This is a genomic window from Phyllobacterium lublinensis (genome assembly GCF_020164435.1).
Classification (GTDB): domain Bacteria; phylum Pseudomonadota; class Alphaproteobacteria; order Rhizobiales; family Rhizobiaceae; genus Phyllobacterium; species Phyllobacterium lublinensis.
This window is the reverse complement of the sequence record NZ_JAIUDQ010000007.1, coordinates 20231-40120: the sequence shown is the minus strand read 5'-3', so window position 1 is coordinate 40120 and position 19890 is coordinate 20231. Positions and strand designations below refer to the sequence as shown.

General features: G+C 59.8%; 19 protein-coding genes. 6 read left to right on the top strand and 13 right to left on the bottom strand.

Annotated features, from left to right (window positions below; all coding sequences use genetic code 11):
* Positions 1–245: 245 nt before the first annotated feature.
* The 5 genes from K9U38_RS11140 to K9U38_RS11120 all read right to left on the bottom strand — a co-directional run bounded on the left by K9U38_RS11140 (position 246) and on the right by K9U38_RS11120 (position 5310).
* Entirely contained in the window at positions 246–1844 is a 1599-nt protein-coding gene (locus K9U38_RS11140; RefSeq protein ID WP_224494407.1) for a CYTH and CHAD domain-containing protein, read from the bottom strand.
* A 223-nt stretch (positions 1845–2067) separates the two neighbouring features.
* Complete coding sequence (locus tag K9U38_RS11135; protein WP_224494406.1) at positions 2068–3003, bottom strand: homocysteine S-methyltransferase family protein; 936 nt, start codon at positions 3001–3003, stop codon at positions 2068–2070.
* A gap of 120 nt (positions 3004–3123) precedes the next feature.
* Entirely contained in the window at positions 3124–3795 is a 672-nt protein-coding gene (locus K9U38_RS11130; protein WP_224494528.1) for an HAD-IA family hydrolase, read from the bottom strand.
* 188 nt (positions 3796–3983) lie between these two features.
* Positions 3984–4556 (bottom strand): Holotricin-3 precursor, encoded by a 573-nt coding sequence (locus K9U38_RS11125; RefSeq protein WP_224494405.1) that lies wholly within the window; start codon positions 4554–4556, stop codon positions 3984–3986.
* 127 nt (positions 4557–4683) lie between these two features.
* A complete protein-coding gene (locus K9U38_RS11120) occupies positions 4684–5310 on the bottom strand; it encodes a TetR/AcrR family transcriptional regulator (RefSeq protein WP_224494404.1) in 627 nt (208 codons plus the stop codon).
* A 205-nt stretch (positions 5311–5515) separates the two neighbouring features.
* On the opposite strand from K9U38_RS11120, the gene K9U38_RS11115 reads away from it, so the two are divergent.
* From K9U38_RS11115 to K9U38_RS11105, 3 genes are read left to right on the top strand one after another with little or no spacing between them, the layout of a single operon-like run.
* Entirely contained in the window at positions 5516–5992 is a 477-nt protein-coding gene (locus K9U38_RS11115) for a (2Fe-2S)-binding protein (RefSeq protein ID WP_224494403.1), read from the top strand.
* Entirely contained in the window at positions 5989–6972 is a 984-nt protein-coding gene (locus K9U38_RS11110) for an FAD binding domain-containing protein (protein WP_224494402.1), read from the top strand. Before K9U38_RS11115 ends, K9U38_RS11110 begins: the two co-directional genes overlap by 4 nt.
* Positions 6969–9263, top strand: a complete 2295-nt coding sequence (locus tag K9U38_RS11105; RefSeq protein ID WP_224494401.1) for a xanthine dehydrogenase family protein molybdopterin-binding subunit — start codon at positions 6969–6971, stop codon at positions 9261–9263. The genes K9U38_RS11110 and K9U38_RS11105 overlap by 4 nt, the downstream gene beginning before the upstream one ends.
* Positions 9264–9330: 67 nt before the next feature.
* Here K9U38_RS11105 and K9U38_RS11100 read toward each other — a convergent pair whose 3' ends face one another.
* Positions 9331–10344 (bottom strand): Tim44 domain-containing protein, encoded by a 1014-nt coding sequence (locus K9U38_RS11100; RefSeq protein ID WP_224494400.1) that lies wholly within the window; start codon positions 10342–10344, stop codon positions 9331–9333.
* 200 nt (positions 10345–10544) lie between these two features.
* On the opposite strand from K9U38_RS11100, the gene K9U38_RS11095 reads away from it, so the two are divergent.
* The gene (locus K9U38_RS11095) at positions 10545–12302 is read left to right on the top strand and encodes an adenylate/guanylate cyclase domain-containing protein (RefSeq protein WP_224494399.1); all 1758 of its coding nucleotides are present in this window, start codon (positions 10545–10547) and stop codon (positions 12300–12302) included.
* 33 nt (positions 12303–12335) lie between these two features.
* On the opposite strand, the gene K9U38_RS11090 is transcribed toward K9U38_RS11095, so the two are convergent.
* The 3 genes from K9U38_RS11090 to K9U38_RS11080 form a co-directional block, all read right to left on the bottom strand.
* The gene (locus K9U38_RS11090) at positions 12336–13109 is read right to left on the bottom strand and encodes a molybdopterin-binding protein (RefSeq protein ID WP_224494398.1); all 774 of its coding nucleotides are present in this window, start codon (positions 13107–13109) and stop codon (positions 12336–12338) included.
* The gene (locus tag K9U38_RS11085; protein WP_224494397.1) at positions 13099–13983 is read right to left on the bottom strand and encodes a cytochrome b/b6 domain-containing protein; all 885 of its coding nucleotides are present in this window, start codon (positions 13981–13983) and stop codon (positions 13099–13101) included. The genes K9U38_RS11090 and K9U38_RS11085 overlap by 11 nt, the downstream gene beginning before the upstream one ends.
* Before the next feature lie 81 nt (positions 13984–14064).
* Positions 14065–14334 (bottom strand): hypothetical protein, encoded by a 270-nt coding sequence (locus tag K9U38_RS11080; protein WP_224494396.1) that lies wholly within the window; start codon positions 14332–14334, stop codon positions 14065–14067.
* 228 nt (positions 14335–14562) lie between these two features.
* Between K9U38_RS11080 and K9U38_RS11075 the strand changes: the two genes are divergently transcribed.
* Positions 14563–15117, top strand: a complete 555-nt coding sequence (locus K9U38_RS11075; protein WP_224494395.1) for a sigma-70 family RNA polymerase sigma factor — start codon at positions 14563–14565, stop codon at positions 15115–15117.
* A complete protein-coding gene (locus tag K9U38_RS11070; RefSeq protein WP_224494394.1) occupies positions 15104–15745 on the top strand; it encodes an NrsF family protein in 642 nt (213 codons plus the stop codon). The genes K9U38_RS11075 and K9U38_RS11070 overlap by 14 nt, the downstream gene beginning before the upstream one ends.
* Before the next feature lie 49 nt (positions 15746–15794).
* On the opposite strand, the gene iolB is transcribed toward K9U38_RS11070, so the two are convergent.
* From iolB to iolD, 4 genes are all read right to left on the bottom strand, one after another.
* Positions 15795–16592, bottom strand: coding sequence for a 5-deoxy-glucuronate isomerase (gene iolB, locus K9U38_RS11065; protein ID WP_224494393.1), 798 nt, complete (start codon positions 16590–16592; stop codon positions 15795–15797).
* 61 nt (positions 16593–16653) lie between these two features.
* Positions 16654–16866: a DUF3329 domain-containing protein gene (locus K9U38_RS11060; RefSeq protein ID WP_224494392.1), complete on the bottom strand. Its 213-nt coding sequence runs from the start codon at positions 16864–16866 to the stop codon at positions 16654–16656.
* 14 nt (positions 16867–16880) lie between these two features.
* Positions 16881–17798, bottom strand: a complete 918-nt coding sequence (gene iolE / locus K9U38_RS11055; protein ID WP_224494391.1) for a myo-inosose-2 dehydratase — start codon at positions 17796–17798, stop codon at positions 16881–16883.
* Between the two features lie 220 nt (positions 17799–18018).
* Positions 18019–19869 carry a 3D-(3,5/4)-trihydroxycyclohexane-1,2-dione acylhydrolase (decyclizing) gene (iolD, locus tag K9U38_RS11050; protein WP_224494390.1) on the bottom strand — a complete coding sequence of 617 codons (1851 nt, stop codon included), beginning with the start codon at positions 19867–19869 and terminating at the stop codon, positions 18019–18021.
* Positions 19870–19890: the final 21 nt, after the last annotated feature.

The following is a 19890-nucleotide window of genomic DNA, read 5'->3' as shown; positions in this document are numbered from 1 at the left end:
GTTGTCTTGACCTGATCAGTATTTGATCTTTGGGATATGCTTCATGCACTGCATTATCGCTGCATTCCAAATACACTTGCCAAAAGAACACCGGCGAATGAAACAGATCGATGAAAACCAGTCGATTATAATTTTAATCAATAATTCGATGTATTTTTATCCTGGGTAATTGAATATTACATCGTTGAATGGGGCGTGCAACTAACCCATAAGCATTAGCCGTGAGGACGTGCTGACCGTGAGCTTCAGCGCGTCCAGAATGGTGTCGTGCGTTTGAACTTGCGCCATCTGCGCTTCATCCGGTTGGCTCCGGCCAGCGCCACATGTCCCTGCCAGCCGATGACAGCGCCAATGGCGCGATGTACGGCGGGATGCTGGCTGCTCTGGCTGACATCCGACAACAGGGCTCGCGAGGTTATGATGTCATTGGCTTCGCCGAGAATGTCCTGCAGGCGTGAGAGTTGCTTCAGATATTTGTTGGCCGCCCCCTGATCCGCGTATAGCGGCAGGAAGAACTCCGCTGCATACCGCAGTTTTTTCAACGTTATCCGGAGTTTATGACGCTCCTGCGGGTGAAGGTGACTGAATTTGCGCCCGCGCTCCAGGGCCTTGTGCTCGAGACCGTCCAGTGCACGCGAGGCAAATTTGGTCATCGGCTCGGCCAGGATCGCCAGCGACTCGCTCGCAATGTCATTTCGCCAACCCCGCTGCTCGATCGCAAGCCCGAGCCTCAACAGAAAACGGTTGGTCTGGGGATCGCCCAGGCTTTCCCGAACGGCATGATGGCCCTTCTCCCGGAACGGCTCGCTCGCCTCGCGCAACGCCGAAAACGCTATAGGGGAAAGGTCTGCTTTTTCGATAGTGGGAAGGGTCTCATTGACAAACACGTCCCAGTTTCGGGCAGGCCCGAGCCTTTGCGCGAACCTTCGGGCATCGGCATCGAGCGCCTGCAGCAATGGCGATTTCAGATCGCGCCTGATCAGATAGAGCGCCGTCCGCAGGCGACGCAGTGCCACGCGCAACTGGTGGATGCCTTCCGGTTCGCGTCCGCTCTGGGCCGCACAGAGATTTGCCAGTATCTGCTGCTGGCAGCCGGAAAGAAGCTTGGCTATTCCCTCGTCAACTGTGTCCTCGCGGCACACGCTTGACGTGCCTGCCTTTACGGCCGAAGCGCGGAGGTTCAGGGCCAGCGCGTAACCGCGCGAGGATTTGCTTTGGGTTTCGAGGCAAAGCGGCGATACGTCCATCAGGTCGAGGCCAAACCGGTATAGCACGGCCGCCTTGCCATGCTTCAGTTCCAGTTCTATCTCCGACAGGGACTCCCGCTGTTCTCCGGCTTCGATCATGCCGTCGTCAAATGCAATCTCGATCTCGCCATCGGGTACATCGAGCGCAATCGCATGCCGGCGCACCCTGGTAACGAAGACGGGTGCGAGATCGCTGGCACCAATTCTGCTGAAAATTCCATCGATTTCGCCAGTGGGCAACGCGCCCAGATTCGGCGCTTGCTCCTCGACCGGTGCTTCCCACTCGTCGCGCTCCAGCGGGTTCTTGGCCGACAGGCGCTTGATCGTTTGGGTAAAGTGTTTGCCGCTGCGCCGGACCCGCAGGGAAAGACCTGCGCCAAACAGTTGGTGATCGGCAGTATCGTAATAGGTAGCCTCGAGCCGGCGGATCGTGCCCTTGTTGCGGGCCGACTGCAGGACGGCTGGCGAGCCGCGGATCGCATCGAGCGTGCCCGGCGGAGCAAGCAGCTTCAGCTCGGTTTCAACGGGAGCCGAGTTGGGCGGGACATCACGGTCACCGCCTGCTAGCGTCACCGCATTACGAGCCAAATTCGCCATCCTCACATTCCCGCCCCACAAGGAGCCGCCTTACCCAGTACGGTCTACGACACTCGCGGCATCTGAAGCGCGAAAGCTCCAACGAATGCCGGGATATCCGTCGCACCAGCCTTTCAGGACGAGCTCCACAGACTGATATACTACAGATACCGGCAGAGCCGTAAACTCCCATTTTTGGCGGCGCTTTTCGGTCTTGTCCCGACGGAACAGGTCGCACCCAGCTTTAAAGGCAGGCCTCGCAGATCGCCGCGACATGGCGATGGTCGGTACCACAGCATCCGCCCAGCACGCGTATCTGGGGGAATTGCTGCCTCAACGTTTTGTAGCGTTGTCCAAGATCAAGCGGGTCGCCGGCATCAAGGCTCTCCGATTCATCGAGCTCCGCATGGCTTTTCGCCGAGGCGTTTGCCTTGGCTCCATACACGCGGTCGATCCAGGGCTCGCCCTTTTCGAGAGACTGCATGAAATGGGTCGGGTGCGCGCAATTGATCAGATAATAGACGGGAGACGCACCAGTCGCCTCGTCAACGCGGTTGATCGCATCACCCAGTGACAGGCCCGTTACCAGTCTGCCATCCGTCTCGACCGTAAAGGATATCGCGCAGGGCATGGCGTTGAGCTTGGCCGCCCGTGCAATCCCGATCGCCTCCTTGTAGTTCGTCAGCGTATAGGCCGAGACCATGTCCGCCTCCGTCTGCGCGAAACTTTCGACCTGCGCGGCATGGTAGGTTTCGGCCTCTCCTTCATCCATATCGCCGGCCTTGTAACCATCTCCGCGTGGCCCGATGGCGCCGCTGATGACACATGGAAACCCGGCTGGTTGGAATTCCTTGCGCAGCTCGACCAGCAGGGCGACGGAATCCCGGTTGATTGTGCGCAGCTCCTCCGGTCCATAGCCGAGCAATGCACCCCAGTCGGGATTTGCCCGCCAGGTGGGTGTATCGAGAATGAAGCCAGTGTGATGTTTCCGGGCAACCTCAAGGTAACGGATATAATAATCCTTCAGTTGCCGCCTGCCCTCTGGCGTGGACATCAGCACGAATGATGCGAAATGCGGCAGTTCGACCCCTTCTTGAAAGATCAGGGTCGTTTCCATTCCGCCGTCGCTGAGAAAAATGTCTCCGGCGAGCTGCGGCAAGTCCTGACGATATTTGGCCATGCTGTTTCTCCTCCTTCGGCCATCCAACGCGTCCGCGTATGCAATCCCCTCTTATTGCCTTTGAATTTTCGGTTGGGCACCGCCCGCGGTTCTTTCACCGCCTGGGCGCGATCAGGTGCCCTACTCTTTTATCAGAGATAGCCGGCCTTCGCGATCAATATGAACACCCAAGCCCCGATAATGCGCGATCGTCGTATGGGCAGTCTCGACAGCGTGGCTATGCGTTGCCGTTATCACCATGACGTCGGCGCCGGTGGCGTCTCCCGCCAGGATACCGGGAACTGCATCTTCGAAGACCAGGCAGTCAGCCGCTTCAACGCCAAGCCTGCTTGCGGCAAGCAGATAGCAGTCAGGATTGGGCTTGCCGACTTTCACGTCTTCTGCAGTTACAAGGTTTGCCGGCACAGGAATTCCCGCAGCGGCCAGACGGCGTTTTGCCAGTTCGAGGGGCGATGAGGTTACGATCGCCCACTTGTCCTCGGGTATGGCGCTGAGAAATTCCGCTGCTCCCGGAAGCGCAACGATCCCATCCACGTCAATGATCTCCGCCTCGGTGATCTTGACGGCCTCCGCTTCGGGGTCAACGCCCGGCAGGCCCAGCCTGCGAACAGTATCCACGGCCCGGGCCCCATGCATGGTCGGCAGGAAGGTCTTCACATCGAGGCCATGCTGTTCGGCCCATCTTGCCCAGACGCGTTCGGCCGCCAATGTGGAATTGAGAAGTGTACCGTCCATGTCAAACAGGAATGCTGCGTAATTCTTGTCAAATGCCGAAGATGTTGCTGGCACGATGGTCTTTTCTTTCTGTGATGATTGTTGTCGGTGGACCCGGGCCCGACCCTAGGTCAATCCCTCGACATATTGCTAGTGCCAAATCGCGCATACGCAATTCAGTCGACCTTCGTTCTGGCTCGATCCTCTCCCTTAACGAACAGCGGCCCGAAGGCCGCTGTCACAAACTCGGAACAAAAATCGCAGTCTTACTGGCGTGCATCCAGCAAGTCGTTGACGCGATCGACCTGCGCCGTGGTCAGGGTGCGTCCGAATGCGGTTTCGAGGTCGACCACCGCATCCTCAAGCGCTTCTTCCCGAAGGATGGGATCCTCTATTGCCAGAGCATCTTCCCGAGCACGTTCATACGTGGCGATCTTGCCGACCGAGGAATTGGGTGCGGCGCGTTCCCTCGCCCGCGCGGATGCATGAGCGGCATTGAGCGGACCCAGCGTGTTCGGTTCATCGGTGTTTATCGATGCCTTCTGAACTTTCTGAACCTTCTGAGCTTTCGTGTTCAGCGATGCTCTCTGAACTCTCTGCGACTTGGATTTGTCCTGAGCACTGGCTGACTTGCCGCGATCGGACGATTTTCCACTGCTTTCGCCGCCCTTCCCGTTTCCGTTGCCATTTCCACCACCGTTCCCGCCGCCATTGCCACCACCGTTCTTGGCAAAGGCTGATCCTACCGGGCTGAAACTATCTGTGGTCGACAAAGCCGTGCCGGCTACAAACAAGCCAAGGCAGGCTGCCAGGACGATACCACGTTGGAATTGAGCCATATTTACCTCTCCCAAAACTACACAATTGTGATTATACCCGAAACTGAACGTTCGTTTAAGGCTCCAATGTGGCCGCACGCAATAGACGTGCTCACATATTGTTTTCAACCGACACTTAATCATCTCCCTACGATCGCGGCTTGGCGGCGCCCCAGCGCAGTCCATCCATGAGCAGCGAAACAATACGGCGCGAGCGCTCGCGCCAGTCGGGGGTATCGGGGCTCGAATATATTCCCGATAGTGCCTGAAGCACATCGGAGCTGTCGATGTCGCTGCGAATCGATCCATCTGCAATCGCCGCGGCGACGAGACCGCGCAGGGCCCCCGTCACCATCCCGGCCGTGTTGGCAAAGACGTCGGAATTTGCGTCGAAGAGTATTCGCAGGCTGTTCGCCATGCCTCGCTTGGCAGCTATGTAATCGACAAAACGCTGCATCCATTCGGCAAGCGCAACGTCAGGCGCATTGTGCTGCGCCAGTTCGTCTGCAGCGGCGCAAAGCGCCTCGACCTCGCGGCGATAGACAACTTCGACGAGATGTTCCCGTGTCGGGAAATGCCGGTAGAGCGTACCAATGCCGACACCTGCCTGCCGCGCGATGTTCTCCAGCGAAGCATCGCCTCCATGCTGGGCAAAGACGATCCCCGCTATCTCCACGAGTTTCTCCCTGTTGCGGCTGGCATCGGCGCGCAACGGCCTGGCAGGCGGAGAAAGCTCGATCTCCTGCAGCTCTGGCGGCGGCCCCTTTGTACCCAATATTCCAACTCCAGTACGATTAGGCCTTGAACCCGCAGGGGCAAGCCGCTATGTTTCATAAACGGAGGAGCCTCCGATTAGTTCGTCACCTTCGGACTATTACCCCATTTAGGGCCTGCATGTCATGTTTTTTGCGCCTTGAACGCAGTCAAACAGAACCGGCGGCCCAATTTATTTCCAATGAGCGTACTGGAGCAGGACGCCGATGACAAATCGAACCACCATCCATCTGGAAATCAACGGGCAAAACCAGGCGCTTGAAGTCGAGCCGCGTGTGACCTTGCTCGACGCGCTACGTGACCACCTGCAGCTGACCGGAACCAAGAAAGGCTGCGACCAGGGCCAATGCGGTGCCTGCACCGTGCATGTTGATGGCGAGCGGGTGCTCGCGTGCCTGACCCTCGCGGCACAGGCAGAAGGGCGCAAGATCACAACCGTCGAGGGGCTTTCCGAACCCGGCGGCGAACTGCATCCGGTCCAGGCTGCTTTCCTTGATCACGACGCCTTCCAGTGCGGCTACTGCACGCCCGGCCAGATCATGTCAGCTGTTGCCTGTATCCGCGAAGGCCATGCGGGGTCGGATGATGACATCCGCGAATATATGTCGGGTAACCTCTGCCGCTGCGGCGCCTATCCGCACATTGTCGAAGCAATCCGTGAAGCAGCGAAGGTGATGTCATGAGAGACTTCTCATATCTGCGCGCAAGTTCGGTCGAAGAGGCGCGGCGTGCGGCGGCGATGCCCGCAACCATGCTGCTGGCCGGCGGAACCACGTTGGTCGACCTTGCGAAATGCGGCGTCACCGAGCCAGAACGGGTAGTCGATATCTCCCACCTCAAAGGGCTCGACACGATCCGCGTCGACGCCCAGGGCGCTTATATCGGCGCATTGGCCAAGATGAACCGCGTCGCTGCGGATGCAGCCATCAAGTCTGCGTTTCCGGCGGTTTCAGAATCGCTCTGGCAGGCCGCTTCAGCGCAGATCCGCAACATGGCGACGATCGGCGGGAACCTCCTGCAACGCACGCGCTGCGCCTATTTCCGCGACCCGGCAACCTTCCCCGCCTGCAACAAGCGTGTTCCGGGCAGCGGCTGTTCAGCACTCGAAGGCGTCAATCGTGGTCATGCCGTCCTTGGCACCAGCGACGACTGTATCGCGACCTATCCGGGCGACCTCGCAGTGGCGCTCATTGCCCTTGAAGCCGTCGTGCACCTTGGTGATCGCACAGTCGCAATCGATGATTTCTTTCTCCTGCCGGGGACCACGCCGCAAAAGGAACACGCCATGCAACCCGGCGAATTGATCACGGCAATCACCATTCCGGCATCGCCGGCAGCACGGCGCTCGACCTATCTGAAAGTGCGCGACCGCCAATCCTATGAATTTGCTGCGGCAAGCGCTGCTGTCGGCATCGAGTTCGAGCCGGACGGTGAAACAATTCGCGATATCCGCATCGGTCTTGGCGGCGTTGCTACCAAACCATGGCGCGCCCGTGCAGTGGAAGATGCGCTTCGCGGCAAGGCCATAGAGCCGGACATCATCAAGAGCGCCAGCCGTCTGGCTGTCGAAGGCGCGGTTGCCCATGGCGGCAACCACTACAAGATCGAGCTCGCCCCGCGCGTTGTTGAACGCGCCATCCTCAAAACGGGAGCCATGGCATGACAATTGTCGACACAAAGATCAAACACGGCGATGCCTCGGATGGCATTCTCGGCGGCCGCCTGTCCCGCATTGACGGACCTGCCAAGATTACGGGATCTGCCGACTATGCAATGGAGCATTTTCCCGAAGGCATGGTCCATGCGGTCATCATTGACAGCACGATCGCGTCTGGCCGGGTACTCGCCATCGACGCTGCGGCAGCGGAGGCATATCCCGGCGTGCTGCTCGTTCTCACACCAGACAATGCGATAGCCATCAAGACCGCCACGGACTGGACCGGAGCGCCACCGCCCGCTGTTCCCTTTGAACCGTTCGCGCGCGAGATCACTTTCAACGGCCAGCATATTGCCGCTGTCATTGCCGAGACGTTCGAACAGGCGACAGCTGCCGCCGCACTCGTCAAGGTCACCTATGACAAGACTGTCCCGATTTCGACCTTCGACGACCCAAGGGCTGGTGAAGGCTACCCGATCGACATGATGACCAAGGAATGGGGTGATGCAGAGGCCGCACTCGCCACGTCTCCCGTCCGCATCAAACAGGAATACCGGACACCGCGCGAATACAACGTGCCGATCGAGCCGCATGGACTGATCGCCCAATGGACTGGCGATATGCTGACCCTCTGGGAACCGAGCCAGTGGATCGACGGCATGTCCCGCACCTATGCAGAATGGTTCGATATACCCTTCGAGAACGTGCGCATGCTGTCGCCCTATATCGGCGGTGGTTTTGGCTCGAAGGCGCTGCCCACGCGTTACGGCGCTGTTGCCGCCATCGCTGCGAAGATGCTCGACCGCCCCGTCAAGCTTGCCATCACGCGGCCACAGACCTTTACCGCCTTCGGCGGGCGTCCGGCGACACGGCAGACCATCGCACTTGGCGCTACCCGCGAGGGCAAATTGCTGTCGATCCTGCATCGCGGCGATAATGAGACATCGATGAATGACGTCGCGGTCGAACCGCTGGGCTCCGTCATATCGATCATGTATGCGACGCCGAACTTCTCCTCGCGCCAGAACCTCGTGCCGGTGAATACGGTCAAGCCGGGTGCACTTCGCGCGCCCGGCGAAAATCCCAGCGCCTTCGGCATTGAATGCGCGATCGACGAGCTTGCCTACGAAGTCGGCATCGATCCGCTCGATATCCGCCTGCTCAACTATGCGGAAGAAGATCCGAGCGCCAACAAACCCTGGTCGACTCGCCGGTTGCGCGAAGCCTATGCGGCAGGCGCGGATGCCTTCGGCTGGGCCAAGCGGAACCCGAGACCACGCTCGATGCGCGACGGCAAGCAGCTTATCGGTTATGGGGTCGCTGCAGGTACCTATCCGGTACGCCGCACGCCTGGCGAAGCAATGGTCCGCATCCTGAGCAATGGCACGATTGAAGTCGCAAGCAGCGGGATTGATATGGGTCAGGGTACCTATACCATTCTCGCCCAGACGGCCGCAGAGGCAATTGGCGTGCCCGTCGAGACCGTCATGGTGAAGCTTGGCGATTCCTCGCTGCCGCGCGCACCGGTTGCCGGCGGCTCACAACTTGCCAATCTCATGACCGGCGCAGTGCACAAGGCAGCGCTTGCTGCCCGCGACGAACTGATCGGGATCGCCATCAATCATCCCAACTCGCCGTTCCGGGACCTGCAGGCCAATACGCTGACCATCGAAGCCGGGCGGATTTCGTCGCCGCGCGATACGGGTGCAGGCATAGGCATTGCCGAAGTCATGCGCCGGACCGGCCGCGACCGTATCGAGGCATTGCGCAACACGCTACCGGAAGAGCACCAGAACGCCAAAGATCATTTTCGAAACTTCACGACGATTGCGACGATGAAATCGCCGACCGAGGGCGACTATTCGCTTCACAGCTGGTGCGTGCATTTCGTCGAAGTGCGGGTGGACGTGGATTTTGGCACGGTTCGCGTCGCGCGCATGGTGTCCGCGCTCGATTCCGGCCGTCTCTATAATCCGAAGCTTGCCGAGAGCCAGTGGAAGGGCGGCATCATCATGGGTATCGGCCAGGCGCTGCTTGAAGAGGGGCTTGTCGATGACCGGTATGGCCGGGTCATGAACAACAATCTCGGCGATTATCTCGTTCCCACCAATGCCGATATTCCAGATCTGAAGGTGATCTCGGTCGGCATTCCCGATACCCATGCTTCCGTGCTGGGCGGCAAGGCGGTGGGTGAGCTGGCCATTGTCGGTGTGGCGCCCGCAATCGCCAACGCGGTCTACCATGCCACCGGGGTGCGGGTCCGTAACCTGCCGATTACCCTGGAGAAACTGATCTAGGAAAAACTGGACGCTGTGCTCTCCCCCTGTGTGGGGGGAGAGAAAAATCGGGATCAGCTACTGCAGCTTATGCGGCATCCTGGATCGCCGACAGTTTCCAGTCGGAATCGCCCTTGCGCACGAAGGTCCATACCTCCGTTGTCTGCGTCGCTTCCTCGTCGCCATTGACGACACGTCCCGTATCGCGGTCCAGCATCGTATCGACACTCGAATACCGCATGGCCGTCGTCGCATATTGCGTATCGCCCTCGGCCCAGGCTTCCGCAATGTCGGCTTGCAGGAGCTTCACGTCCGAAACGCTGTTGCGCAAACCATCGGTGGCATTCTGGCCAAGTTCTTCCGCAAGATAGGACATGGCCTCTGGCGTGGTCAGCTTGCGCAGGGTGGCGTAGTCTTCCTTGCCATAGGCCGTCTGCACTTCGGTCAGAAGCTCTTCGAAGCGGTCAAGATCGTCCTGCTTCAGGCCGATATCATCGGATGCCACCGAAGCCTTTGGCGTGGTTGTCTGGCCATATCCCGCCGTGCGGCCCTGCCCCGAACCCGAGCCGATGGTCGGGATCCGGAAGGACGAAGATGCGGGCTGGTCACTGTTGTAGGCATTGCGGCCGAACGACTGGCCGGCACCCGCTGTTGCAGTGGACGGCTGACGCGACCGGAAAAAGCGCATCGCGAGCATGACGGCACCGATAACCAGGGTAACCTGCAGCAGCATGCTGAGCAGTCCGGCCGCACCGCCGAAACCGGATCCGAACAACGTTCCGATAAGACCACCGAGCAGCAGGCCTCCGATCAGCGAACGGCCCATGCCGCCGAAAAGTCCGGGACGCTGTTGTTGCCCGGCGGCCGGTTGTGCGGCGCTGGGCTGGTTCTGTGGCCGGGGAGTCATCGAGCGCTCGATGGGAGCAGCGGGAGCAGGCGCGGTCCGTGTTGGTGCAGGTGCCTGGAACGTGCGGGTCCCGCGGCTGCCGAACCCGCCGCCGGCACGCCGGGCGTCAGCCTCGTAGACAGCGCTGAACGAGACCGCCAATCCAATCATGAATATGGCGGCAATTCGGCTGAGACGGGAAAGAACGAGCGGCATGCAGACAGTCTCCTCAAGCATTGTGTCGGTTTCACCCGCGCATATGGGGAAAGCGATCGACGATTTGAAGGATCATCCTGCAAATAACGGCAACTATTCCCTCATGCCCTCATCCATTAGGTTTAGGAGTTTTGCCGAGCGCACCACAATGGGCTCATGCTATAGTGCCGCGCGTGGAGTTAACGGGGAGGTCAAGGTCTGTGGGTCAAGCCCAGGTGGAACGCAGGCTGGCGGCGATTTTGGCCGCCGATGTCGCAGGTTACAGCCGGTTGATGGGAGTCGATGAAGCGGGGACGGCGCGGGCCTTGCGGAGCCATCGCGAGGCGATATCGCCAATCATTGCGAAACAGGGTGGCCGCATCGTCAAGACCATCGGCGATGGCGTATTGCTGGAATTTCCGTCTGTCGTTGCTGCTGTCGCATGCGCAGCAGCCATCCAGAGGCTGATGTCGGAGCGAAATGCGGCGTCACCGGCCGATCAGCGGATGCTGTTCCGCATCGGCATCAATCTTGGCGATGTCCTGATCGAAGGCGACGACATTCTTGGAGATGGTGTCAACGTCGCCGCCAGACTCGAAGAGATTTCCGAGGCCGGAGGAATCTGCATTTCAGAAGACGTGTACCGGCAGATCGACGGCAAGGTCGACATCAACTTTGCCGACATGGGTATGCACCACCTCAAGAATATTGCGCGCCCGATGCGCACCTACCGGGCGCACCTGGAGCAGATCATGCCGTTGCGGGCGCCTCGACCCACGCTCCCGGACCGGCCATCGATCGCCGTCTTGCCGTTCGGGAACATGAGCAGTGACACGGCGGAGGATTATTTTGGCGACGGCGTCGTCGAAGAAATCATCATCGGGCTGTCGCGCATTCGCTGGCTTTTCGTCATCGCGCGCAATTCCAGCTTCACCTATAAGGGACGCCCCGTCGATGTGAAGCAGGTCGGGCGCGAACTCGGCGTACGTTATGTGCTGGAAGGCAGCGTGCGGCGCGCGTCCAACCGGGTGCGCATCTCCGCCCAGCTTATCGAGGCCGCCACGGGGGTGCATATCTGGGCAGATCGCTTTGAAGGCGGGCTGGAAGACATTTTCGAACTTCAGGACCAGGTCACCGCGAGCGTCGTCGGCGCAATCGGGTCAAAGCTCGAGCAGGCGGAGATCGAGCGGGCCAAGCGCAAGCCCACCGAAAATCTCGACGCCTATGATTACTTCCTGCGTGGCTCTGCTGCCCTCCACCGCTGGAGCCGGGAAGGCAACAATGAAGCCCTGCGGCTGTTCTATCGCGCCATAGAACTCGACCCGGACTATGCCGCCGCTTACGGCATGGCCGCCCGCTGCTATTCCCAACGCAAGGCCAGCGGCTGGATGGTCGACCGCGCGGCAGAGACGGCGGAAACCGAGCGGCTGGCCCGCCATGCCGCCGCCCTGGGAAAGGATGATGCGGTCGCGCTCACCACCGCCGGAATCGCTTTCACATATGTTCTCGGCGCCCATGACTATGGCGCTGATCTGCTGGATCGCGCGCTTGCGCTCAATCCCAATTGGGCCTCGGCCTGGCTGTTCAGTGGCTGGGCGAGGATCTGGCTCGGCGAACAGGACGTGGCAATGGATCACCTCATGCGGGCCATGCGCCTCAACCCGCAGGATCCCCAGATGTTCAATGCCCATGCTGCAATGGCCACGGCCTACTTCTTCTCCGGACGGTACGAGGATGCGTCGTCGTGGGCGCATTCGGCCATTCGTGAGCAACCGGTCCACTTCATCGCTACCTGTGTCGCTGCGGCGAGCCATGCACTGGCCGGCCAGGCTGCGGAGGCCAAGGACGCGATGAAGCGCTTGCGCCAGCTTCATCCCGACCTTCGCCTGTCGACCCTCAACGATTGCTTCCCTATCAGGCGGCCGGAGGATGCCGCCCGATGGGCAGAAGGCCTGAAAAGCGCCGGCCTGCCGGCGTGATCGGTCGTACGGGCAATTGAGATTCAATGGGCTCTAGATTCCCGCATACCACTCGTAGCCGCGATCTTCCCAGAAGCCGCCCTTGCCGCCCCAAAGGCCCTTGAAGCTGTCGATGAGCTCGATGCGCATGACATATTTGGCATGCTTGTACCCAAGCTGCCGTTCAACACGCAGCCGCAGCGGCGCACCATGGGCGACTTCCAGGTCCTTGCCGTTCATGCCATAGGCCAGGATCGTCTGCGGGTGCCACGCATCAACCAGGTCGATGCTTTCATAATATTGGCCGCTGCCGTCGAGCGTCTTCTCATATTCATCAGCACAATGGAAAACCGCATAGCGAGCTCCCGGAGCGATCCCTGCCCTTTCCAGGACCAGGCCAAGGGGAACGCCTGTCCATTTGCCGATGGCGCTCCAGCCTTCGACGCAATCGTGCCGCGTGATTTGCGTGCGCGATGGCATGGCCCTCAATTCGGCCAGCGACAGCGTGAGCGGCCTTTGCACCATGCCGTCCACCACGAGCTTCCAGTCCGCGAAATTGCTTACCGTCAGCCGGGCATATTCCTCACTGTCGGGCTGCGTGGAACCATTGGCCTTGAATACGGGCGATAGATCCGCCTCGGTATATTCGCGTGCCAGCGGCTGATGCGACATCAGCAGGCGCTGTGCCCCCATTGTCAGGGACTCTGCCTTCTGCAGGACATCGTTGACCTTGGCGTTTTCCACCAGTGCATCGCAGCCGGTCAGAATGCCCGTTGCAGCGACGCCTGAGCCGATAAGGAAACGGCGGCGTGTGAGATCAAAGCCCATTTGACTGGTCCTTTCCCGGTTCGACCCTCAGGGTGTAATAGCCGGTGATCATCGAGCGCAGATTGTTCCAGACGCCGGACACCAGCACCATGACGATGTGTACGACAGCGAAGGCGACCAGCAGCGACGCACAGATGAAATGGATCGTACGCGCCGATTGCCGTCCACCGAAGACATCGAGCAGCCAGGGGAAGATCGCGTTGAAACCTGGCGACATGGTGAGCCCGGTCAAAACGATCAGGGGCAGTACCACAAAGATCACGCCCACATAGGCCAGCTTTTGCAGGGAATTGTAGTGACGCGCCGCCTCGCCCTTCGGAAAGCGCAGCCGCGCATGCTCGGCAATCTCATGCGCCAGATGTCTGGGCGCCAACTGCTCCCTGCTCGGGACAAGGTCGCGGCGTACGTGCCCGGCAATGAGACCGTAGAGCAGATAGATGAGGCCGTTGATGACGAGAAACCATGCGAAGAAGAAGTGCCAGCGGCGGCCGGTCGCCAGATCCTGATAGCTCGGGATCGTTATCCAGGATGGAAATGCACGGGGGCTGAGCTCTCCATCTTCCGTCGAGGCGCCGAGGATGCCCGTGGTGTTCAGCGACAGCGACCCTATGCGGGTAATACCCTTGATAGTATCGCCGTCCTCAACCGCCCCGATGGAAATGAAGGAGCGATCGGGCAGCGCGTCAGCTCCGTATTGCCCCCAGTAAAGCGATGGATGGGCATTGAATATTTGCAGCCCGCTCATCAGCAGGAAGCTCAGGCACAGGACGTTCAGCCAGTGCGTGACACGCACCGCCACGGAGTGGCGATAGAACCGGACCTTCTTGGGCATGACCATTCCGGTATTGCCGGTGCCGGTCGTTACGCTAGTCATTTTAAGCCTCCTCGGGAGTTGCAGCGCCTGTCTCTCCCCTGTGGGGAGAGATGGTCGGTATCGTCTGCACAAGCATTTCGCTCACTTCTTCTTTGGAGCCATCGCGTCGGGCGCCATGGCGTCCTTCTTCATCGGTTTCATTGTATCCTTCTTCATCGCCATCGTGTCGCATTCCTTCACCATGGCATTCATCTTTGTCGTGTCCTTCTCCATCTTGGCTTTCGCCATGCAGTCGGACTGCTTCATCGGATCGGCCTTCATGGCATCTTCGGCAAAAGCCAGGCTGGCACCGGCGAGTCCGGTCGCGAGAACTAGGGCAGACAGGCTGATGTGGCGTGTGAAACTGTTCATGATTGTCTCCTCGGTTTGAACAAGACACGATCAAATGCGCCAGGAAGTTTCGGGAGCCTCTGATCAGGGTCACATCAGGCAGTTCGCGCGGCAGTGAGGTCCGGTTACAGCCATCACGCATTGGTGATCATTGTTGCGTGGATTTGCGTTTGGAGGATTGACCTGCTGCGGGCTTCCGTCTCATCTGTAACTTTTTCGCCGCTGCCACGAATTAAGGAATGAATCGGAGTGCACTCGGTCGAAACGCGATTGAAAGAGTTGATGCTCGCAAGTCTGGCGGGTGATGCGCGCAGCTATGGCGTCCTCCTGGATGATGTCGCCAGGCACCTGCGCGCTTATTTCCTGCGCAGGCTCGCGGATGCCCACAAGGGCGACGCTGACGATCTCGTGCAGGAGACGCTGATGGCCTTGCACACGAGACGGGCAACCTATGAGGTAGACCGGCCCTTTACGGCCTGGCTTCATGCGATTGCGCGCTACAAACTGATCGATCATTTCCGGCGCAACCGCATCCGGGCTACCGTTCCGCTCGATGATGTGGAGGATTTGTTTGTGCAGGACCAGTCCGACGTCACCGCCGACCGCATGGACGTGGAGCGGCTGCTGCAATCGGCGCCGGAAAGGTCAAGGGACCTGATCTACCGTACAAAGATCCAGGGTCAATCCATCGCCGAAGTGGCGCAAAGCACCGGCCTTTCGGAAACGTCGGTTAAGGTCAGCATACACAGGGGATTAAGGGCGATAACCGCTAGGTTGAAGGGTCATGCAAATGACGACAAATGATCTGATTGCGCGTCTCTCTGCCGAACTGAAGCCGGTATCGCGGTTCGCCGTCATCCGGCGTGTCCTGATGGGTCTTGGCCTCAGCCTGATCGCGTCTGCGGTTCTCATGTGGATGTGGCTCGGCATGCGTGCGGACCTTGCCGATGCGGCAACGACCATGCCGTTCTGGAGCAAATTTTTCTATACGCTCATCCTTGCAGCCGCCGCGACCTGGGCAGTCAAGCGCATCGCTCACCCGCTTGGCTCCATCGGCGTCAGTCTCGGCGTGATTGCCGCAACCATCGTCGTGATGATCATTCTTGCACTAGTGCAAATGGCGATGAGCCCCCCCGAGGAATACATGGCCATGCTGAAAGGCCGTTCGGTCGCGGTCTGCACCTTCAACATCGTCATGCTGTCACTGCCGTTGCTGGTCGGCGGCTTATGGGTACTGCGCGGTCTCGCTCCCACCCGGCTTGCGGTTGCCGGAGCAGCAGCGGGCCTTGCCGCCGGTGCAATTGCTGCCTTCGTCTATTCGTTCCATTGCAGCGAAAGCGCCATGCCTTTCATCGCCGTCTGGTACACGCTCGGCGTGCTCGTTCCTGGCCTGATCGGCGCGATCACCGGACGATATATTCTGCGGTGGTAGCTGCGCCTATCTCTCCCTCAAGGGGAGAGATGATCGGCATGCTCGCAGCTCACCGATTCATCAGCCACTCATGCTCCACAGCATTGTGAAATTTCCAGGTGCGCTTTGGACCAGCCATCACATTGAGGTAATAGAGATCATAGCCATGGCACGCGGCGCAGGGGTGATAGCCCTTGGGGACCATGACGACGTCACCATCCTCGATCGCCATCGCTTCATCCAGTGACCTGTCATCGGTATAGACCCGCTGGAATCCGAACCCTTGAGGCGGGTTGAAACGGTGGTAGTAAGTCTCCTCCAGGTAGGATTCGGCCGGAAGGTTATCATGGTCGTGCTTGTGCGGCGGATAGCTGGACGTATGGCCGCCCGGGGTGATCACTTCGACCACGAGCAATGAATCCGCAGGCTCGTTCTCCGGCAGGATATTTGTCACGTAGCGGGTGTTGGTGCCCTTCCCGCGCGTTTCCTGGCCGAGATCGTCAGGCGAAATGACCCGGACGGGCAGACCGCCGCCGAGCCCCGGCGCTGAGCAAACGGCGAGTTCCAGATCCGTATCCGCCGTCACCGACCAGTTGCTGCCTTCCGGCACATAAACTGACCATGGCTTGCCATCGAACGGCGACATCCGCTCCCCGAGCAGGCCAAGATCGCGACCGTTGACAGTGACGACTCCCTTGCCGGTAACGAAGACGAGGCAGACTTCCTTGTCTTCGCTGCGGCCAGCGACCAACTGGCCCGGCGCCGAACGATGAAGATCAAAGCCGACATAGGTCCAGCCGGCACTTTCGGGCGTGACATGCGCCACATGCCCGGCGCCTGGCTTAGCCTTCAGCAAGAGTTTCGACATGGTTTCACTCCTTCCCAGCATGATCCCGAAAGTTGTCGGACTTTTCGGATATGATCATGCGTCAATCAGATTTGTCCTCTGGCGCCGCGGGTTCCGAAGCATCGTAGATGATAAAGAACTGCCAGACGCCATATGCGGCGAAGCCCAGCGCCAACACGCCCCAAAACGGCGTACCGGTTGCAAATTCGAAGATTGCCCAGGCAACGCAGAAGGCGACGACTGCGACGCGTCGCCAGAGCGGACGAAACCAGGGATGATTACTGTCTTTGTTCATTTCGAACCCATTTTTCAACCCTTGGGGAAACCCTGGGTCTCGACCGTATAGCCGGCGGCCGTCATGACCCGCATCAGTTCCTTATACCCGACTTGCGCCATCTTGAGCGGTGGATTTTTCTTCGGATCCTGTTCAGCCTCGACCACGAACCAGCCTTCATAGCCGTAATCGGCAAACTTTTGGACGATTGCACCGAAATCCAGCGAGCCGTCACCCGGTACGGTGAAGGCGCCGAGGGCAACGGCATCGAGGAAGGACTGGCTCGAGCGGTCCAGACCGTCGATCACCGGCATGCGGACATCCTTGACATGTACGTGGTTGATCCGCCGGTGATGATTGTCGATTGCGCGCAGCACATCGCCGCCGGCAAAGGCCAGGTGGCCGGCATCCAGCAGGAGCGGAATACCCTCGCCGGAATATTTCATGAAGGCGTCGAGTTCCGGTTCGGTTTCGACCACAGCCGCCATGTGATGATGGTAGGAGAGCGGCATGCCCTGCTGTGCGCACCATTCACCGAACTCGGTGACCTTGCGGGCATATACCTTCATTTCCTCGTCGCCAAGTTTCGGCTTGGTGACCAGCGGCTTGGATCGATCGCCCTGGATCGAGCGGCCGACCTCGCCGTAGACGATGCAGGGTGCATTCACGGCCTTGAACAAGTCGATCATCGGCTGGATGCGGTCCTTGTTCTTTGCCAGATCCTCGTCAACCAGCGTACCCGAGAACCAGCCGCCGCACAGCGTAACATCCGCCTCGCGCAGGATCGGCAGCATCACATCCGGATCGTTCGGAAAACGGCGGCCCATTTCCATGCCGGTAAAGCCCGCAGAACGCGATTGGCGCAGGCACTCCTCCAGCGAAACGTCGTCGCTGAGCTCCGCGAGATCATCGTTCCACCATGCGATCGGGGACATGCCCAGTTTTGCCTTCACGTCATTACTCCAATTGATACTTGCATTTGTTGTTGGTTTGCTGCTCCGGGGACGAGTAGTGTTATTCCACGCTGTTCTCTCCGTCATCTTCGGGCTTGACCCGAGGATCCATTTTTCTAGTTCGCGATACCGAGCGATGGCTGGATCCTCGGATCAAGCCCGAGGATGACGGATGAAAGCTAAGGATGGCAGAGGAGTAGCAAAGCATTCCAAACTCATCCTAGTTCCCGACCGACCTAAGCCTGATCGCTTCCTCATAGGCCTTGCGCTTGGCATTGACCTCGCTGCGCTTGCTGACTTCCGGGACGGCGACATCCCACCAGAATCCACCCTCCTCGGTGGATATGAGGGGGTCGGTATCGATGACGATGACCGTCGTTCGGTCGTTGCGTTTGGCCCGCTCCAGAGCGCTCTCCATGTCGGCAATGGAGCTCACCTTCTCGGCGATCGCCCCGAGGCTTCGCGCATGCGCGGCAAAGTCGATATCCGGCAGGATCTCATGCTTCGAGTCCTTCAGCAGATTGTTGAAGTTGGCGCCGCCAGTGCCCATCTGCAACCGGTTGATGCAGCCATAGCCGCGATTGTCGAGGAGCACGATATTGATCTTGTGGCCGAGCATGACCGACGTTGCGATCTCGGAATTGAGCATCAGGTAGGACCCGTCGCCGATCATGACGACAACTTCGTCGTCCGGCTTCGCCATCTTGGTGCCAAGTCCGCCTGCAATCTCGTAACCCATGCAGGAAAAGCCGTATTCGGCATGGTACGATCCCGGCGCGCCCGCCTGCCACAGCTTGTGCATTTCGCCGGGCAGACCGCCTGCCGCGTGCAGGACTGTTGCTTCGCTGCCCATGGTTCGTTGAACGGCACCGATGACCTGCGCATCGGATGGCAGCGACACATTTGTCGCGCCTGTGACCTTTGCCGCAGCTCTCTGCCAGTCCGCCTTGCCATTCTCGGCTTTCTCAGTCCAGCTTTTCGGCGCGCGATAGTCCTTGAGCCCGGCGGCAAGCTCGACCAGCCCCTCCCGTGCGTCAGCGACCAGAGGCAAGGCCCGGTGCTTGGCCGCATCGAACGGTTGGATGTTGAGCCCGATGAAGGTCTTCTCGCTGTTCTGGAACAGCGCCCAGGAACCGGTGGTGAAGTCCTGGAGCCGGGTTCCGACCGCGAGGATGACATCGGCTTCTTGCGCCAGCCGGTTGGCTGCGGACGTCCCAGTGACGCCGACAGCCGCCATGTTGAGCGGGTGCCGGTCGGGCAGCGAAGATTTGCCGCCTTGGGTTTCGCAGACCGGAATTCCGGCCGCCTCGACGAAATCGGCGAGTTCCCTGGAGGCTTCGGAATAGATGACCCCGCCGCCGGCGATCACCAGCGGCTTTTCGGCCGAGCGGAGCGCGCCGATTGCAGCGGCAAGTTCGCCAACATCGGGCCGCGGTCGCCTCGGCGCCCAAAGCCTCTCCTCGAAAAAGCTTTCAGGATAGTCATAGGCTTCCGCCTGCACATCCTGGCAGAGGGCCAGCGTTACAGGCCCGCATTCTGCAGGATCGGTGAGCACGGTCATCGTTCGCTGCAGGGCAGGTATGATCTGCTCGGGGCGCGTGATGCGGTCGAAATAACGCGAGACAGGGCGGAAGCAGTCATTCGCCGAAACCGTACCATCACCGAATGATTCAACCTGCTGCAGGACCGGGTCCGGCAGTCGGTTGGCAAAGACGTCGCCCGGCAGGAGCAGGAGTGGCAGTCGATTGACATGCGCGAGCGCGGCTGCCGTCACCATGTTCGTTGCGCCGGGGCCGACGGAACTCGTCACCGCCATCATGCGCCGGCGAAACGTCGCCTTGGCAAAGGCGATAGCCGCATGCGCCATGGCCTGTTCGTTGTGCGCCCGGTAGGTCGGCAGCTCTTCCTGCACCTGGTAAAGCGCCTCACCGATGCCAGCGACATTGCCGTGGCCGAAAATGGCCCAGACACCGGCGAAAACCGGCATCTTCTTCCCATCCACAATCGTCATCTGCCGGCTGAGAAAGCGCGTCAGGGCCTGAGCCATCGTCAGGCGTATCGTCTTGGTCATGTTACTCTCCTCCCAGGCTAT

Bases quoted from the DNA above. Each gene is read 5' to 3' on its own strand.
- K9U38_RS11140 (WP_224494407.1), bottom strand. From the start codon at position 1,844: ATGGCGAATTTGGCTCGTAATGCGGTGACGCTAGCAGGCGGTGACCGT.
- K9U38_RS11135 (WP_224494406.1), bottom strand. From the start codon at position 3,003: ATGGCCAAATATCGTCAGGACTTGCCGCAGCTCGCCGGAGACATTTTT.
- K9U38_RS11125 (WP_224494405.1), bottom strand. From the start codon at position 4,556: ATGGCTCAATTCCAACGTGGTATCGTCCTGGCAGCCTGCCTTGGCTTG.
- K9U38_RS11115 (WP_224494403.1), top strand. From the start codon at position 5,516: ATGACAAATCGAACCACCATCCATCTGGAAATCAACGGGCAAAACCAG.
- K9U38_RS11110 (WP_224494402.1), top strand. From the start codon at position 5,989: ATGAGAGACTTCTCATATCTGCGCGCAAGTTCGGTCGAAGAGGCGCGG.
- K9U38_RS11105 (WP_224494401.1), top strand. From the start codon at position 6,969: ATGACAATTGTCGACACAAAGATCAAACACGGCGATGCCTCGGATGGC.
- K9U38_RS11100 (WP_224494400.1), bottom strand. From the start codon at position 10,344: ATGCCGCTCGTTCTTTCCCGTCTCAGCCGAATTGCCGCCATATTCATG.
- K9U38_RS11090 (WP_224494398.1), bottom strand. From the start codon at position 13,109: ATGGGCTTTGATCTCACACGCCGCCGTTTCCTTATCGGCTCAGGCGTC.
- K9U38_RS11085 (WP_224494397.1), bottom strand. From the start codon at position 13,983: ATGACTAGCGTAACGACCGGCACCGGCAATACCGGAATGGTCATGCCC.
- K9U38_RS11080 (WP_224494396.1), bottom strand. From the start codon at position 14,334: ATGAACAGTTTCACACGCCACATCAGCCTGTCTGCCCTAGTTCTCGCG.
- K9U38_RS11070 (WP_224494394.1), top strand. From the start codon at position 15,104: ATGACGACAAATGATCTGATTGCGCGTCTCTCTGCCGAACTGAAGCCG.
- iolB (WP_224494393.1), bottom strand. From the start codon at position 16,592: ATGTCGAAACTCTTGCTGAAGGCTAAGCCAGGCGCCGGGCATGTGGCG.
- K9U38_RS11060 (WP_224494392.1), bottom strand. From the start codon at position 16,866: ATGAACAAAGACAGTAATCATCCCTGGTTTCGTCCGCTCTGGCGACGC.
- iolD (WP_224494390.1), bottom strand. From the start codon at position 19,869: ATGACCAAGACGATACGCCTGACGATGGCTCAGGCCCTGACGCGCTTT.